Raw genomic sequence first — 14,844 nt, 5'->3', positions numbered from 1 at the left:
ACGACCAGGCGGACGGCTCCAATCCCCCCGCCGCGCGGATGCGCCGCGTTGAACCCCACAGGCCGGGACGGTTCGCGCCGCGGCGGCGGTCCGCAACGGGGGGAGGGCGGTCCTTTGCTTGTCTACCCACGAGGGTGAGCACGGCGCGGGCACGGGCCTGGACGAGACGGCGCACTGCGTGCTGGAGCGCGCGAAGCGCCCCGATCTGGTCGCGTCGGCGGGCCGACGTGCCGTCACCCCCCTGACCCCCGAAACAGAAGAAACACGAGTAACAACAACCACTCAAGAGAGAAGAGATACCCGCAATACCCGCAATACCCGCATATACGCAGTTCAAGTGCATGCGGGTATGTGAGTGGATCTTGATGCAACATACCCGCGATACCCGCACACGCGGGTATCTCCGCATCCCCGCATCCCCGCATCCCTGGATACCCGCAGGACATACCCGCTGGCCTCTGACCTGGTCTTTTGCGGGGATGCGGGTATCTGCGGGTATCAACCTCCATCCCTGAGGCCTTGCACACGGAAAAAACGTGGGCAGCACGAAGCCCCCGGCCGGGTCTTGGCGCGGGGGCTTCAGGCCGGGAACTCAGTCCCGAGGGCTCACATGGTCAGCTCGGTCTGTTCGGCCGGGGGTCGGGGGGCCGGAACGGCGGCCGCGTTGTACTCGACTCGCCACAGGTTGACCTTGGCGTGGGAGTCATACCGGCGCCGGAGCCGGTACTCCCCGAAGTGCCGGCCGTCCCGGGCCTTGAGCCAGTGGCCGAGCTGCTTCACCGAGGGGAGGAACTTGCCCCCCTCGCGCGGGAAGGCGTCGGACAGCGGCCCCGGGGTGTTGCCATAGCCGTCCTGGTCCGGGGTGGACTGGGCGGCGTCCAAGACGGTCTTCGAGGTGACCTCAGCGTCTCCAATGACCTGGTGCCAGCGGGCCAGGAACGCGCCCCACTCGATGGCGTCTTCGTCGCCGTCCTGCATGTGCTCCTCTCGGCTCTCCAGCCAGCCGTCCACACGCAGAAACTCCAGGATGCCGCCGAGCACGGACGGCCACGCGCCGAACGACGCGATGGAGTGCGACGACCGAGGCATGCCCTTGGCCGCCCACGCGGCCAACAGCACCAGGACTGCGTGCAGAACCTTGGCCGAGTGGTCGGGCAGCCACTGGTCCAGGTCGCCGAGCACGAAGCCGCTGGCGTCGCGCAGGTCGGGCCGCACTGCCGGGTCAAGCACAGACCAGATCACGCGGCGGGCCATGTCGTCGCCGGTACCTAGGCCGTTGCCGTTCACGATCCACAACCGGCCATTGGGCACGTTGGCCATCCGGGTCTGACCGAGGATGCGGGCGTTCCAGGTACGGGCCGTGGCCAGCTCGGACAGCACGGGGAAACGCACTGTGTGCCCATTGGGCAGGTTGTCGAAGATGACCACGGGGTTGGCGTTGGCGGTGAGCACGGAGGTGATTACCTTCGCCATCTCGGAGTTGTCTGCGGCCCACGTCGAGCGTCCGGCGCCGTAGAGGGACTCAAGGATGGTGACCAGCAGGGACTTACCGCTGCCGGGGTTGGTGGCGGACAGCATGAGCGGCGGCATGGGATCGTCGACCAGGACTCGGAGCGGAGCGAAGAACAGGGCGCCCAGGTACGAGGCCTTGTCGGCGGTGGTCTGCCACGGGAAGTCTGCCAGCAGCTTGTCCACGATCAGGTTGCGGGCTTCCTGGACTTGTTCGTCCGTGGGGTCGGCCGGCACGTCTGGGACGATGTGCCGGGGCTCGTAGAAGTACCCCGTCTTCTCGTGAAACCCGGGCCGCAGTTGGAACGTGCCGTCCGGCAGCAGGAGAGGTACGGACGAGATGCCCTTGAGCACCGGTAGGTCCCACCGGGTCTTCGCCAGCGCCACGGACGCGATCCGGGGCGGCAGCAGCACGGACGTGACGATCTCGTCCCCGTCGTTGGTAACACGGGTCTTGATGACGTCGGCCTGGTTGATGAACGTCAGCGTCAACCCATTGGCGTCCAAGGGGACGAAGGTGGGGCCGGTGGCGTCCCGGCCGACCTGTGCTGGTCCGGCGCCGTACAGGTACACGTCGGGGATGCGGCCGGACTCCAGCACGTCGATGACGGCCTGGACGGCGTCCGGCTCACTGCTCACATCGATGACGGGGAGTCCACCGGTGGAGCGCGGCCGGGTTCGGGCTAGCTCGCGCTCGGCCTTCGCCGCGGCCTTGGCCGCCTTCGCTTCCTCGGCGTGCTGGCGGGCGCGGGCCTTCGCCTTCTTGACGTCGGCGGCCGGGGCGCCGTCGGCTTCGAGCTTCGCGGCGTGGGCGCGGGCCTCGGACGCCCGGCGCTCCAGTTCGGCGACGCTGACGCCGGGGCTGGTGTCGGTCACGGGTGGGTGCCTTTCCGGCCCCATGCGCTCTGGGCGTCTGCCGCCCGGTCCTGCCCACCGGTTACAGTGGGCATTGCCTGGATCGGTGGGCGGCAGATCCCAGAACATGGGAGCCAACTCGATCTTTTAACGGCCCGGAGGATTCGGCCCCTCCGGGCCGTTCGCATTTGCCTGACTCTAGGCCCCTGGTCGGGGGCCGTTCAGCTCTGTTTGTCCGTCACGCCCCGCACAGTTGGGTCTCGAAGGCCCGCCAGCGCTGCCGTGCCGCGTACGGCTCGGGCACGCCGACCGCGACGGCGGCGGCCACCAGGTCGTCGGCCAGCTGCTCGGCGCACGGCCCGGTGCACTGGCCGTGGTGGTAGGCGACGCGGCGCAGGGCGGCGAACAGAGCGTCGGCGCCCCTGCCCCGGGTCGGGTTCGTCGCGATGGCGGCCAGTCCGGCGTCCAGGCCGCGCCGCCGGAAGCTGGCGTTGTGGCGGCACCCGGGCATGTCCTCGTACCGGCCGCGCGGCGGGGGCACCGGCCGCGTGACGGGCGCCTCGGGGTCGGTGGCCGTGGCGGTGTTGGCGGCCAGCCACCGGGTCATCGCCTCGGGCCAGTCGGCCACCGGGTCGTCGCGCAGGACGTTGCCGGTCCACCGGGCCTGAGTGCTCAGCAGGACGTCGAACGGCCAGCGGCCATCCGGCCCGGCCTGTACGGGTGAATGCGGCGGAAGGGGTGCGGCACCGGCATTGGACGCGTCCACCTGGTCGGCGACGCGGGGGTGGATCAGGTGGCGGGCGCCGTTGGCCGCTCGGTAGTACAGGTGCCAGCCCCGGCCGCTGGCCGACCGCAGGGTGAGCGTGGGCACCAGGGTGCCGGACGCCACCAAGTCGGCCAGCAGCGCGCCGCCGTCCGACTCGACGTCGAGCACCGCCAGGCCGGACGGCTTCACCGCGATGCCGACCAGGGCGCCGTGCGGCCACGTCCGGCGCAGGCGGTCCGAATCCGCGGTTGCCCCGTTGAGCCCGTGGCACCAGTCGCCGGTGCAGCGGCCGGCGGAACAGGCCGGGCAGGCGGACGGGCTCCCGGCCTTCGCCGTGGCGCACGGCCGGCAGTTGCCGAACGGGCGCTTGCTGTCCGGCAGCAGCGGGAGGACGTGCCAGCCGCGCGCCACCAGGGTCAGGGCGTCGTCCAGGGTGCCTGTCGGTGGGGTCATGGCGTCTCTCTCCTCTCTCGCAGGGATGCGCAGGGGACGGGGCCAGCCGGGGAGTTTGATCAACCTCTCCCTGGCTGGCCCTCTTTCGTCACGGCGCGTCGGTGGCCACCACCGTGACGGCGGCGGACAGGTTCACCGGCGCGTCGCCAGTCTGGGGGGCACACTCGGCGCCGTCCTGGGTCTCCACCCACTCCCACGCCGCCGCTGGGTCGGCCAGCCGGTAGCCGAGCGACTCCAGCGCTCGGCTCCGGTCGGCGATGGTCGGCGGTCGGCCGTCGATGGTCAGGAAGTCCTGCGTTGGCCAGTCGGCGACGCGGCCGGGCACCATGACGAACAGCACCCAGCCGACGCCGGGTCGCAGGGTGATCTGGGCGCGGTAGGTGGTCGGCTCGGTCATGCCGCACCACCGTTCAGCCCCTCGGTGTAGACCACCGGCCGTGCGCCGCTGGTGACCTTGACGGCCACCTCGATGACCCGACCGTCAGCCAGGAACACCGTGCGGAGCACCTGCGTGACCGTGGCCGAGCCGGTGAAGCCGAGCGCGTCCCGCTCCAGGTCGGTGGCCTGTCGGCTGGTCACCTCGTTGACGGCCTGGTCCTGCGCGACCCCGAGGCGTTCGGCCACCAGCTCACGGCTTCCGCCGGTGCTCACCGGCTCCAGCAGCTCCGGCGCCGCCTCGACCACGAACGACGGGTAGTAGCTGGTGGACATGTGCACCGGCACGTTGTCCCGGGTGACCAGCCGTCGGCGCATGTGCACCGGCGTGCCCGGCTCGACGTCCAGGCGCACGGCCACGGTGGCGTCCACGCCGACCGAGGCGATCTCCAGGATGGTGCTGGTCTCGTTGCGGGCCAGCGCGCGGCCGGTGGCGGCGTGGTTGGCCACGCGGTCGGCGACGCTGGCGCTGCCCGACTCGGCCACGACGGTGCCGCCGCCGGTAGTGGCGGTGGTCAGCCCCTCGGCCTTGAGCGTCTGGAAGGCGCGCCGGACGGTCTGGTTGGCCACCCCCCAGTCCTGCGCCACCTGGCGCTGAGTGGGCAGTCGGTCGCCGGGCCGGAGCTCCCCCGACCTGATCAACCCCCTGTAGTGGCTTGCGATTTCGGCGTATCCGGCCACGGTGTGCGCTCCCTGTGGGTGAGTGGGGCGGCGTGTCCACCCTCACCCATGACGGTAGCTCACTGGGAGTGTGTGCCACCAGGGGGTAGCGCATGAGTCATTTATGGCCTACCTTCGGTAATGCAAAGCCCCGGCTGACGGACTCTCACATCAGCAGCCGGGGCCCGGCTTTCACCCTGCTTAGAAGGGATCAGCCATGGCCCACGCTACCGCTCCGGCCCGTCTCGCCGGGTTCGGTCGGCTCCACCCGGACGGCTCCACCAGCTTCCGGCTGGCCGACCCGATCAGCCTCGCCGAGTTCCGCGCGCTGGCCGCGCAGGACTGGGTGTCGGCCATCACCACCACGGACAACCCGTCCGGCCGCACGGCGTTCCGCTGCATCGCCACCGTGAACGGCCGCCAGTTCACCGTCACCGGCCACCTGCGCACCGGCCGCTGAGACCAGGGGAGGACCCACCATGACCAGCACCAGCCACACCAGCGGCTCGGCCGGCGCTCGGACGGCCAACACCGGCGGCACCGGCAACACCTACAAGTCGGGCGGCGGCTTCGCCCCCACGGCCGCGTTCGCCCCGTCCTTCGGCGTCAGCATCAGCCTCAACAAGGGGATGCCGGGCGGCGGAGGCTTCTCCCCGACCGGCGCCCAGCAGGGCAACGGCGGCCAGATGCTGCTGCCCGCGCCCGAGTTCAACAGCACGGACGACGTGCGGCAGTACTGCAACCACGTCCGGGCGCTCATGATCCAGATCGGTCTGGAGCTCGGCATGGCGTCCAAGCTGCTGGAGGCCCGGCTGCGCCAGGTCCAGCGGCGCCCCGGCGCGATGTGGGGTGACGGCATGATCCGCGCCCGCTCGGTGGCCGGTCACCTGCGCAAGTCCGGCAACGCCGCCGTGGACGTCGCCAAGCAGGCCACGGCCACGGTCGGCGCCCTGGAGCGCGAGTTCCAGGCCCCGAAGCCGATCCAGTCCGCCACCCCGTTCCGCATCTGACCCGCCCCACGGAAGGAGGCCCGGCCATGGCCGAGCAGTCGAAGCACGAGCAGCACGAACAGCGGATCAGCAGCGGCGGCGGGAAGGTGGGCGCGTGGCTGGCCCACCGGTCCAAGCCGTACATCCCCGCGTGGCTCGGTGCCGGCGCGGTCGGCGTGGCCGGGTGCCTCGGGCCGCTGGAGTTCCAGGGTTCGACCGGCGGCGCGGTCGGCCTGACGCTCGGTTCGGTCGCGCTGTCCGGCGCGGCCTGGCTGGTGTCGGCCGGCATGGGCCAGGCCCGGCGCATCCACCTGACGCTGACCTGCACGCTGGCCGCGTCCTGGTTCACCGCCGCGTCGCTGGCCGGTCCGCTGGCCGGGCCGCTGCCGGACATGTACCTCATCGGGGCGCCGGTGCTGGCCCTGTCGTGGAACCTGCGCCGACTCCGGGGCGTGGACGACGCGACCCCGGGCGCCGACCGCAACGAGTCGCTGCTGGCGAAGGTCGGCCTTGCCCGCGCCAAGCTCGGTGCCGCGAAGGTCGAGCCCAACCGCGTGACGGTGCCGTACGCGCTCCCGGCCGGTGAGCTGACCAACTCCGACGTCTCCAAGGCGCTCGACAAGCTGGCGTCCGGCCTGGACGTTCCGCCCGGCTCCATCCGGGTGCAGCCCGACCCGGACAGCGCCCGCAAGGGCCACCTGGTGATCGTGCCCGAGGACATGCTCAAGACCCCGACGGTGTGGCCCGGCCCGTCCGCGCCGGGTGAGTCGGTGGCCGTCCCGCTGCGCATCGGCGTGTACGACGACGGGGCGCCGCTGCTGCTGCCGCTGCTGGAGGCCATCCACCTACTCGTGATGGGGATGACCGGCTCCGGCAAGACCGAGGGCGCCCTGGACGTGCTGCTGGAACTGTTCACCCGGCGCGACGTGGTGGTGTGGCTGTCCGACGCGGCGAAGTCGGGCCAGGACTTCGGGCCGGTGCTGGACGCGTTCGGGTGGGTGGCGCTCGACACCCCCTCGACCATGGCCATGGCCGCCGCCGTCCAGGCCGTCATCCCGGCCCGTACCAAGTGGCTGAGGGACCACCAGTACCGGGCGTGGGAGTCGGCCGCCGCCGAGGTCCAGACCGACCCGGCGCACTCGTGCCAGCGCGGCCGGGCCTGCGGCTGCCCCGGCATGCCGTACCTGCTGGCGTGGTGGGAGGAGGCCGCGAAGACGCTGCGCGAGATGGGCGACGACGCGTTCACCGGCATGGCGCAGGAGGCCCGATCCGCGGGCGTCTCCATCGTCATCAGCATGCAGCGCGCCAGCGGCTACCAGATCAGCACCGACACCCGCGCCAGCCTGCCCGGCGTCCTGTGCTTCGGCGTCAAGGGCGACGACGCGCAGTTCGCCCTCTCCGAGGACACCCTGGGCGCCGGCGCGAACCCCGCCGCGTGGGCGAACAAGCGCAAGGGCTACGTCTACGCCGAGGCGGCCGGGATCGACGAGGACCGGCACGCCAACCCGGCCCGCACGTTCTGGACCGGCGGGGACGCGCTCTACGCCCAGATCGGCGCGTGGGTGGTCGAGCAGTTCGCCGCCGTCCGCGCGGTGCTGGACCCGGTGACCGAGGCCGCCGCCGCCCGCGCGGCCGGCAAGTACTTCGTCCTGGACCAGGCCGTCATCGACGCCCACAACGCCTCGGTGTACGAGGACACCCCCACCACCGCCCCGGAGGACGACACCCCGATGGACGACGACCTGGCCGCCGAGATGCTGGCGGCGGCCGGCCAGGCCGCCGAGGAGATCCCGCCGCTGTCGGCGGGCGCCAGCTTCGACCTGCCCCCGGCCGACCTGAGCCCGGAGGAGGCCCGCGCCGCGCTGGTCGATCTGCTGGAGATGCTGGCCGCCGCCGGACCCGGCACCGTCGCCGTCCGCGACCTGTACCCGTACCTGGAGCAGCTCGGGCGCAAGCGCGAGTGGGTGTCCAAGCAGATGAAGCGGCTCTCCGAGGAGGGCGTCCTGGCCCCCACCGCGACCGAGGGCACGTACCGCCTGGTGCCCCAGCTGGCCGGGGTCTGACAGCCCGGCACAGCGGCACACCCCCGCACAGCGGCACAGCACGAATCCCCACATCACGCGGGGTGTGATTCCGGCGGCACAGCCCCGAATCACACCCCGCACACCCCGGCCGCACACCGGCCCGCACACCCCCGGAGAGGACCCGAGATGACCACCCACCAGCCGCCCAACGCCGACCTGCTGGACGCCCTGCTGGCCGGTGCCGTCCCCGACAGCCCGGCCGCCCTGACCCCCAGCGCCACCGCCTCGCCCGCTCCCGCCGTGGCCGCCGGTCCGCTGACCGTCGCCTACGTCCCCGGCCAGGACGGCGCCCTGGTGCCGGTGTACGTCCCGGTTCCGCTGGCGTCCAATGCGGCACCGCAGGGCACGGCCGTTGCGCCGCATTCGCCGGTCCAGGCCGGGCCGCTCGTCCCCCGATGGGCGGTCGGCACGGCCGTGGTGTCGGTCGGCGTCGGCGGCGGGGCGTGGCTGCTGGCCGGAGCGCTCAACCTGGCATCGGCCGCCGTTGCCGGGCTGGCCGCCGGTGCCGCAGCCGCGCTGCCGCTGCTGGTCGTCGCCGGGGTCGCGGTCGCGGCTCTGGCCGGCCGACGGTCGAAGGGCGCCACCGGCAGCGGCTCGCTGGCCATCACCCAGACCATCACCCAGACCATCACCAACGCCGTGCAGATCGGAGACTGACCCATGCCCGCCTACGTGTACCGCTGCGTCCCCTGCCGCGTGGAGACCGCCCCGCTGGCGTCCATCGCCGACGCCCGCGCCGCCCGCGACGACCACGCCCGACACGCGCACCACGGCCTGTACGCCGACGCCGTGTTCCGCACCGAACCCACCAGCACCGGCGAGACGCTGTGGCGCTTCGCCGCCGCCAACCCCAAGCCGCTGCTGCTGGTCCTCGCCCTGCTCGCCCTGCTGGCCGCCGGTCCGTTCCTGCGATGACCCCCGGTGCCAGACTGGCCCCCGAACGCATGTGGGGCCGCCCGGTCGTGACCCGGAGCGGCCCCGTGATCCACGGAAAGTCGAGGAACCCGTGAAACACCACAAGCAGTATGAAGCCACCCGGCACCGCATCTCGGCGGGTCGGCTCGATCTCGCCCTGACCCTGGTCGCCGGTGGCCTGATCATCCTCCTGACGGCCGTCGCGTTCTGGCTGTCGTACGCCCACCTTCACGACGTCGCCCACCACAACGGACTCGGGGGCGTGAGGGGCTGGGCGTGGCCGTCCACGCTCGACGCCTTCGTGGTGATCGGCGAAGTGCTGATGCTCCGCGCCGGGCTGCGCCACGTCACCGACTGGTGGGCCGTCGCGGCAACCACCATCGGCTCGGTCGGCTCGATCGTGCTCAACGTCGTGGGCGTACCGGGGAACGCCAGCGTGCTGACCTACGTCGTCGCGGCCGTACCGCCGACCGCCGCCATGCTCGCCTTCGGTCTGCTCATGCGTCAGGTCCATCAGATCGTCGGCGCCGCCGTCGCCCGAGCCGACGACCCCGGTACGGCCGAGGACGCCCCGGCGGTACAGCCTGTACCGGCCGACACTGACGCCGGTACGCCGGAGCCCGCCGCAACCCCGGCCGCCGCACCGCAGCGCCCCCTGGTGACCATTCACGGCCCCTCGGTGTACCGGCTGGCGGTCCCGGCGCGGGTGGTCGAGCCCGAGCCCGTACCGGCCGTACCGGCACCCCTGCCGGTCATCTGCGGCCCCGCCGTCCACCGTCCCCGGGTGCTCGCCTCGGACGGCGCCCTGGACGCGTTCCCGACCCGCCGGGCGCCCGCTGAGCCGGTGCCCACTCCGGCGATCGTCCCTGCTCCGGCCCCGGTCGTCCCCGCGCCGTCCGCCGCCCTGGACGCCATGCTGGCCGCCGCCCGCGCCGCCCGTACCGCCGCGCTGGACACTGCGCCGACCCGTGAGCAGATCCCGGCCGAGGTGACCGAGGACCAGCGCTCCGTCTACGCCGAGGAGACTGTCGAGGTCCCCGCCGCCAACGCCGCCGGTACGGACGAGGACACTGCCGGTACGCCGGAGCCCGAGGCCGGTACGGTCCCCGTACCGGGGGTCGCGCTGACCGATGTCGAACTCGACGCCGTGGTGGTCATGCTGCGCACCGAGACCGACCCTCCCCGGTCGTTCCGCCAGTGCGCCGCCCGCTTCCGCGAGCTCGGGTACGTCGGCGGTACGGACCGCCTGCGGGCCGCGTGGGAGCGCGTGAGCGCCGAAACAGCGACCGTCTGACCGACCCTCACTACCGCGCCCCGTCTGCCACCCCGGCAGGCGGGGCGCGGTGCTTTGTCCGGGGCTCAATTCTCCCGATCTGCCCCCAAATGTCAGGCCAGGCCGGAAGGATGACAACCATGACAGACACCACGATCCCCGCTGTCGAGGACACCTGGGTCGAGCAGGGCCAGGAGATCAGCACCCCGGAACAGCTCCAGCAGTACGTGAGCCAGCTCCGGGCCGCGGCCTCCCACATGCAGACGGGCCTTGGCCGCGCCGCGTGGGGGGCCCTCACGGGCCGGTCCTGGCTCGACACCCCTGGCGACGAGCGCCCGAACGTCCCCACGATCCTGAGCGAGCACCTGGAGATGACCGTCACGCCAGCCGGAATGACCGCGACGGACGCCACGCTCCGGCAGTCGCTCGCGACCCTCCTCGTCGCTCTGGACGCCGTCGATCGGGCGACCCTGACGACGTGGCTCGCCCAGGTCGCCGCACAGGACCCAAACCGAACCGCCTGACCGACCCTCACCGCCGCGCCCCGTCTGCCACCCCGGCAGGCGGGGCGCTCCGCTGTTCAGGACCAGATCGGGCGCTTCGCGCTCCCCAGCACGCAGTGCGCCGTCTCGGTCTGGTCCGTGCCCGCGCCGTACTCGCCGTACCGGGCGAACGGCAAAGGGCCGCTCTCCCCCGGTGGCCAGCGGGCGCGGCTGCGACCAGGGCGACCGATCCAATGCGCGAAAGGTGTACCTTCCGCCCGCCCTGGTGATCCAATCGGCAGACTAGGGCATATCGGACATAACGGCACGTCAGATCCAATCCAATCCATTGGACCTTTGGCATCGGACTTGTGCGCCACCATTGGACCCTGATAGTCCATTGGCTACCACAGACTTGCGCGGCACTGGATCGCAGGAGGGGTCACCATGGCGAACCTGATCTACTACCGGTACTCGTCCGACAGCCAGACCGAGCACGCCCAGCTGAACGCGCTCGCGGACGTCCAGCGCGAGGACCACCACGTCTTCGGCGACGACGCCGTATCCGGCGCGGTGCCGGCACCGCAGCGCGAGGGCTTCCAGCGGCTCATGGCGACCGCCCGGCCGGGCGACACGGTGCACATCGCGTGGCTGGACCGCGTGATGCGCCCGGAGTCCATGGCGGACGCCGAGATCACCATTGCCGCGCTGCGCAAGCTCGGGGTCAGCCTGCGCGCCCACGACATCCCGGTGCCCGACCTGACGGCCGACGACGAGATGACCGAGCTGGTCTGGCGCGTGGTCGGCGCGGTCGCCGCCGCCGAACGCCGCCGGATCCGGCGCCGCTCCCGCGAGGGCATCGCCTCGGCCCGGGCCCGGGGCGTGCACATGGGCCGCCCGGCGTCCTACTCCCCCGAGCAGCGCGACCAGGTGGTCGAGCTGGCCGGCCAAGACCGCAGCCAGCGCAGCATCGCCCGCCAGCTCGGCCTGTCCGCGCGCACCGTCGGGCGCATCATCGCCGACCACCAGGTGAAGCAGCTCGGCGACCAGCGCGACGGCTCCAACGAAGCGCCGCACGATGCGCCGCACTCGACCAGGCAGGCCGCCACGGTCGAGCTGGCCATCCCCGGCCGATGCGTCGAAGACCTGCGCCGAACCCGCGCCGTCGCCCCGGTCGAGGTAGTCGAAGCGCTCAACGCCGGCCGGAAGCTGGCGCGCGGCGCGAGCGGCTACCAGCTGCTCGTCACCGCCACCCCGGAGGTGCACCGGCTGATCCGGCAGTGGGCGCCGGCCGTCCAGGACTCCAACGGGCGCAAGGCCCGGCGGAAGTGGGACGCCGCGCTGGACGCCATGCCGCAAGCCGCGGTTCTTCCCGAACAGCGCCAGGACGACGACCCGGTGGTGGCAGACGGCCCGGTGACGCTGCCGCTCGCCAAGGTCGCCGTCCAGGGCATCCTGGGCATGGCCGATCTGACCGACGCCGAGCGCGAGGCGGTCGAGTCCGCCACCGGCCGACACACCGCGATGAAGGTCACCGCCACGCCAGCGGTGCACGGGCAACTGGCCCGGCGGGCTCGGATGGTGACGGACAGCGCGTCCGTCCGGAAGTACGTTGCCGCGGTCGAGGCGCTGCTCGACCAGCGCAGCACGACGCCGCAGACGACCGCCTGACGCCCGACCAACGATCCCCCGCACCGAGGAGACTCGGGGGCGGGGGATCGGCGTCTCTGGGCCCGCCGTGGGCGCCTCTGCGTCGGCGTTGCCGGGGAGCGGCTGATCCCCGAGGTACCCGGGCGCTTGCCGCCCCGGGACCCCGGCCCTGCGCGGCACTCCCCGGCGCGCTACCCGAGCTCCCCACTGACCCACCGTCGCGCCGGGAAGCACCACGCCCCCGCGCGTGCACGCGTGCACGGGCACGGGTGCACGCGTTGGACCCCTCGCGCGCGCACGTGCGCGCCCGCCGTGCGCGCGCCTTGGACACCCGGATCCGGCCCCGCGCCGAGGTGATGAAGATGAACTCGGCCGACTCCTGGCGCGGACTTCGCCAGCCCCGATCCGACGACGAGCAGCTGCACGACGACCAGGACGACGAGCATCACCAGGAGCACGACGAGCACCGAACACACCTTTGCATCACCATCCGATGCGACCACCACCAAGCCGACGAGAACGACGACCAGGAGCAGCACCACCAAGCGACCCGAGCGACCCACTCCTATGCATCACGACGCGACGGCCCCTCCACCAACGTTGGTGAGCGGTCGTTCACCAACGTTGGTGGGCGTAGAAGCGGGCTTCATTTCTCATGATCGAAGTCAGTCACACCTCATGCATTTGAATGACCATGGTTTCGTCCGTGACGAATGTCCGCGCCGTCAACGCCGACGTTTCCGGTCCTCCCGCTCCTGCCGCCGACGCTCCGCCCGGGACGGCTGCGGCTGCTGCGGAACGGCCGGAGCCCGGCTCGGCTCCGGCCCGCCGACACGCCGGAGCAGGTCCGCCAGCATCGGCTGCAGCACGGTGTGCCAGTGCTCCGGGATGACGCCGCGGTTGATGTCGACGCCGAGTTCGCCGAGCAACTCCACCCACTCCTGGGGAGTCTGCGGGCGGCCGGGCAGCGGCGGCGCCGGCACCCGCACGAACTCCTTCGGGCCCGGCCGGTAGACGGTCCGCACGGTCGTCGCCGTCCGCTCCACGACCTCCCGCACCGGCTCCGTCGTGCGCTCGCCCCGGGCGGTCGCGGCGTCGGCCCGCCGGGCGCCATTGCGCGCCTCGTCGGCTCGTCTCCGGTGGCTGTCCGAGCAGTACCGGCGCGGTCGACCGGAGCCCGAATACGTCATCTCCGCCCCGCACCAGGCGCACGTCCGGCTGACCAGCCGCTCGCTGGTCTCGACCCGCTCCCGGGTGCCGAGGACGTCGCCCTGGTGGCTGTCGTGCTGCTGCTGTTCCGTCACGGACGAAACCTAAGCCAAGATCATTTGCAGTGCTAAGGTATCGTCACTTCGCGACGATACGAGGCCGCCCCCGGGCGGCCTTTCTGATGTCCGGGGAAGGGCTGGGTTGGCACTCCTGATGTAACTCCCGATGCGGCTCCTGATGTAGCTCCTGATGTAGCTCCTGATGTCCGCACCCCTCCCCGTGAACGGGCCCGGAAACCGTGCAGCTCAGCCCCGCCGCCAATGCACGCGGGAACTCCGACATCCCTCTCCTGGGCCCTCTCCTGTGGTGTTGGTGGTGGGTGGTCGGCCGGGCGGTGTCGCGGGATCGGAGAGCCTGCGGCGCCGGTTCTGGTCGCGTCCGGCGGTGGCCGGCCGCGTGCTCGGCGGCGTCCGGAATCATGGTCGGATGAGCATCCCGAGGCGCCCCCTTCACGTCCGATCCGAAGACGAGCACCAGGCCGTCGAGCGCACCGCTGGCGCCCGCCGACTCCCGATCGAAGCCGCGGTCGTCGGCGACGACCAGGCAGTCGCCGACGTCCACCAGGAGCAGCCGCAGCCGCCCCGCCGGCGCCCACTTGGCCACGGCCCGACCGTGGCCGACTCCCCCTCACCGACCGGCAGCGATGCGCCAACTTCCGGGCGGTAAGTGCCTGTAGCGAGTTAGTGGCTATTGGGCCCAATAGCCTGATGGCCGGTCGGTTGGGTGCCGACCGGGTCCGAGGACGGACGGGGGGACGACGTGGTGGACGACAGCGGTTTGGTGGAGCAGCGGCGTGGGCCGGTGCGGCGGCGCGTGCGTGGTGAGGGGCCGCGCGGCGAGCGGGTCAGGTTCTGGTTCAGCGAGGACGAGATGGCGGTCGTGCGGACGGCGGCCGAGCGCGACAACCGCGCGGTCGCGGCGTGGGTTGCGGACGCCTCGCTGGCAGTGGCGAAGGAAGTGTTGGTGCCGGTCTCGCCGGACGCTCGGGAGGTGCTGGCAGAGCTGATCCGGGCGCGGTCCGAACTCTCCCGGATCGGCAGCAACGTGAACCAGATCGCCCGCGCGCTGAACAGCGATGCGACGGTGACCCAGGCGCAGCTCGACGCGGTGCTGTCCAGGGCCGAGCGGGCGGTTCAGCGGATGGACGAGGCCACAGTGCAGCTGATGCGCGAGCGCCGGCCGCGCTCCTGAACGACGGCGGGTTGGCGCGGTGTTGGTTGGCGCCGATGTGCGGGCCGGGGCCTGCCCCGGAACACCTACGGGACCGGTCCCAGCGCCGTCCGCGCGCGCCAACGAACGCCTACACAACCGCCCGCATGACAGTGCCCACCCCGTCGGGGCTGACAAGCAAAGGACCGCCCTCCCCGGCCGGCCGGGACGACCGAGGAACCGTCAACGTGACCAGGACGACGACCAGGCGGACGGCTCCAATCCCCCCGCCGCGCGGATGCGCCGCGTTGAACCCCACAGGCCGGGACGGTTCGCGCCGCGGCGGCGGTCCGCA

16 protein-coding genes are annotated in these 14,844 nt (G+C 72.2%); 11 read left to right on the top strand and 5 right to left on the bottom strand.

The window, feature by feature from the left end; genetic code table 11:
* Positions 1-606 precede the first annotated feature (606 nt).
* The 4 genes from ACH4E7_RS43795 to ACH4E7_RS43780 form a co-directional block, all read right to left on the bottom strand.
* Positions 607-2,385, bottom strand: coding sequence for a hypothetical protein (locus ACH4E7_RS43795; protein ID WP_396254807.1), 1,779 nt, complete (start codon positions 2,383-2,385; stop codon positions 607-609).
* A gap of 217 nt (positions 2,386-2,602) precedes the next feature.
* Positions 2,603-3,583 carry a bifunctional DNA primase/polymerase gene (locus tag ACH4E7_RS43790; RefSeq protein WP_396254806.1) on the bottom strand — a complete coding sequence of 327 codons (981 nt, stop codon included), beginning with the start codon at positions 3,581-3,583 and terminating at the stop codon, positions 2,603-2,605.
* Between the two features lie 88 nt (positions 3,584-3,671).
* A complete protein-coding gene (locus ACH4E7_RS43785; RefSeq protein WP_396254805.1) occupies positions 3,672-3,980 on the bottom strand; it encodes a DUF6303 family protein in 309 nt (102 codons plus the stop codon).
* The gene (locus ACH4E7_RS43780) at positions 3,977-4,699 is read right to left on the bottom strand and encodes a GntR family transcriptional regulator (protein WP_396254804.1); all 723 of its coding nucleotides are present in this window, start codon (positions 4,697-4,699) and stop codon (positions 3,977-3,979) included. Before ACH4E7_RS43780 ends, ACH4E7_RS43785 begins: the two co-directional genes overlap by 4 nt.
* Before the next feature lie 196 nt (positions 4,700-4,895).
* Between ACH4E7_RS43780 and ACH4E7_RS43775 the strand changes: the two genes are divergently transcribed.
* From ACH4E7_RS43775 to ACH4E7_RS43735, 9 genes are all read left to right on the top strand, one after another.
* On the top strand, positions 4,896-5,138 hold the full coding sequence (locus ACH4E7_RS43775) for a hypothetical protein (RefSeq protein ID WP_396254803.1): 243 nt from the start codon (positions 4,896-4,898) through the stop codon (positions 5,136-5,138).
* 19 nt (positions 5,139-5,157) lie between these two features.
* Entirely contained in the window at positions 5,158-5,688 is a 531-nt protein-coding gene (traA, locus tag ACH4E7_RS43770) for a plasmid transfer protein TraA (RefSeq protein ID WP_396254802.1), read from the top strand.
* A gap of 26 nt (positions 5,689-5,714) precedes the next feature.
* A complete protein-coding gene (locus ACH4E7_RS43765) occupies positions 5,715-7,730 on the top strand; it encodes a sporulation protein SsgA (RefSeq protein WP_396254801.1) in 2,016 nt (671 codons plus the stop codon).
* 147 nt (positions 7,731-7,877) lie between these two features.
* A complete protein-coding gene (locus ACH4E7_RS43760) occupies positions 7,878-8,408 on the top strand; it encodes a hypothetical protein (RefSeq protein WP_396254800.1) in 531 nt (176 codons plus the stop codon).
* Positions 8,409-8,411: 3 nt separating this feature from the next.
* Positions 8,412-8,666: a hypothetical protein gene (locus ACH4E7_RS43755; RefSeq protein WP_396254799.1), complete on the top strand. Its 255-nt coding sequence runs from the start codon at positions 8,412-8,414 to the stop codon at positions 8,664-8,666.
* A 91-nt stretch (positions 8,667-8,757) separates the two neighbouring features.
* Entirely contained in the window at positions 8,758-9,960 is a 1,203-nt protein-coding gene (locus tag ACH4E7_RS43750) for a DUF2637 domain-containing protein (RefSeq protein WP_396254798.1), read from the top strand.
* A 119-nt stretch (positions 9,961-10,079) separates the two neighbouring features.
* Positions 10,080-10,463 carry a hypothetical protein gene (locus tag ACH4E7_RS43745; RefSeq protein WP_396254797.1) on the top strand — a complete coding sequence of 128 codons (384 nt, stop codon included), beginning with the start codon at positions 10,080-10,082 and terminating at the stop codon, positions 10,461-10,463.
* A 405-nt stretch (positions 10,464-10,868) separates the two neighbouring features.
* A complete protein-coding gene (locus ACH4E7_RS43740) occupies positions 10,869-12,092 on the top strand; it encodes a recombinase family protein (protein WP_396254796.1) in 1,224 nt (407 codons plus the stop codon).
* Positions 12,093-12,433: 341 nt separating this feature from the next.
* Positions 12,434-12,730, top strand: a complete 297-nt coding sequence (locus ACH4E7_RS43735) for a hypothetical protein (RefSeq protein ID WP_396254795.1) — start codon at positions 12,434-12,436, stop codon at positions 12,728-12,730.
* A gap of 66 nt (positions 12,731-12,796) precedes the next feature.
* Here ACH4E7_RS43735 and ACH4E7_RS43730 read toward each other — a convergent pair whose 3' ends face one another.
* Positions 12,797-13,375 (bottom strand): hypothetical protein, encoded by a 579-nt coding sequence (locus tag ACH4E7_RS43730; protein ID WP_396254794.1) that lies wholly within the window; start codon positions 13,373-13,375, stop codon positions 12,797-12,799.
* 391 nt (positions 13,376-13,766) lie between these two features.
* Between ACH4E7_RS43730 and ACH4E7_RS43725 the strand changes: the two genes are divergently transcribed.
* On the top strand, positions 13,767-14,006 hold the full coding sequence (locus ACH4E7_RS43725) for a hypothetical protein (protein WP_396254793.1): 240 nt from the start codon (positions 13,767-13,769) through the stop codon (positions 14,004-14,006).
* A 93-nt stretch (positions 14,007-14,099) separates the two neighbouring features.
* On the top strand, positions 14,100-14,531 hold the full coding sequence (locus tag ACH4E7_RS43720; RefSeq protein ID WP_396254792.1) for a MobC family plasmid mobilization relaxosome protein: 432 nt from the start codon (positions 14,100-14,102) through the stop codon (positions 14,529-14,531).
* Positions 14,532-14,844: the final 313 nt, after the last annotated feature.

The sequence above is a fragment of the Kitasatospora sp. NPDC018058 genome (assembly GCF_044327205.1).
Classification (GTDB): domain Bacteria; phylum Actinomycetota; class Actinomycetes; order Streptomycetales; family Streptomycetaceae; genus Kitasatospora.
Note: the sequence above shows the minus strand (reverse complement) of the source record. Positions and strands in the feature narration are given on the sequence as shown.

Coding starts and splice junctions, on each gene's coding strand:
- ACH4E7_RS43790 (WP_396254806.1), bottom strand. CDS start 3,583: ATGACCCCACCGACAGGCACCCTGGACGACGCCCTGACCCTGGTGGCG.
- ACH4E7_RS43785 (WP_396254805.1), bottom strand. CDS start 3,980: ATGACCGAGCCGACCACCTACCGCGCCCAGATCACCCTGCGACCCGGC.
- ACH4E7_RS43775 (WP_396254803.1), top strand. CDS start 4,896: ATGGCCCACGCTACCGCTCCGGCCCGTCTCGCCGGGTTCGGTCGGCTC.
- traA (WP_396254802.1), top strand. CDS start 5,158: ATGACCAGCACCAGCCACACCAGCGGCTCGGCCGGCGCTCGGACGGCC.
- ACH4E7_RS43765 (WP_396254801.1), top strand. CDS start 5,715: ATGGCCGAGCAGTCGAAGCACGAGCAGCACGAACAGCGGATCAGCAGC.
- ACH4E7_RS43760 (WP_396254800.1), top strand. CDS start 7,878: ATGACCACCCACCAGCCGCCCAACGCCGACCTGCTGGACGCCCTGCTG.
- ACH4E7_RS43755 (WP_396254799.1), top strand. CDS start 8,412: ATGCCCGCCTACGTGTACCGCTGCGTCCCCTGCCGCGTGGAGACCGCC.
- ACH4E7_RS43745 (WP_396254797.1), top strand. CDS start 10,080: ATGACAGACACCACGATCCCCGCTGTCGAGGACACCTGGGTCGAGCAG.
- ACH4E7_RS43740 (WP_396254796.1), top strand. CDS start 10,869: ATGGCGAACCTGATCTACTACCGGTACTCGTCCGACAGCCAGACCGAG.
- ACH4E7_RS43735 (WP_396254795.1), top strand. CDS start 12,434: ATGAACTCGGCCGACTCCTGGCGCGGACTTCGCCAGCCCCGATCCGAC.
- ACH4E7_RS43725 (WP_396254793.1), top strand. CDS start 13,767: ATGAGCATCCCGAGGCGCCCCCTTCACGTCCGATCCGAAGACGAGCAC.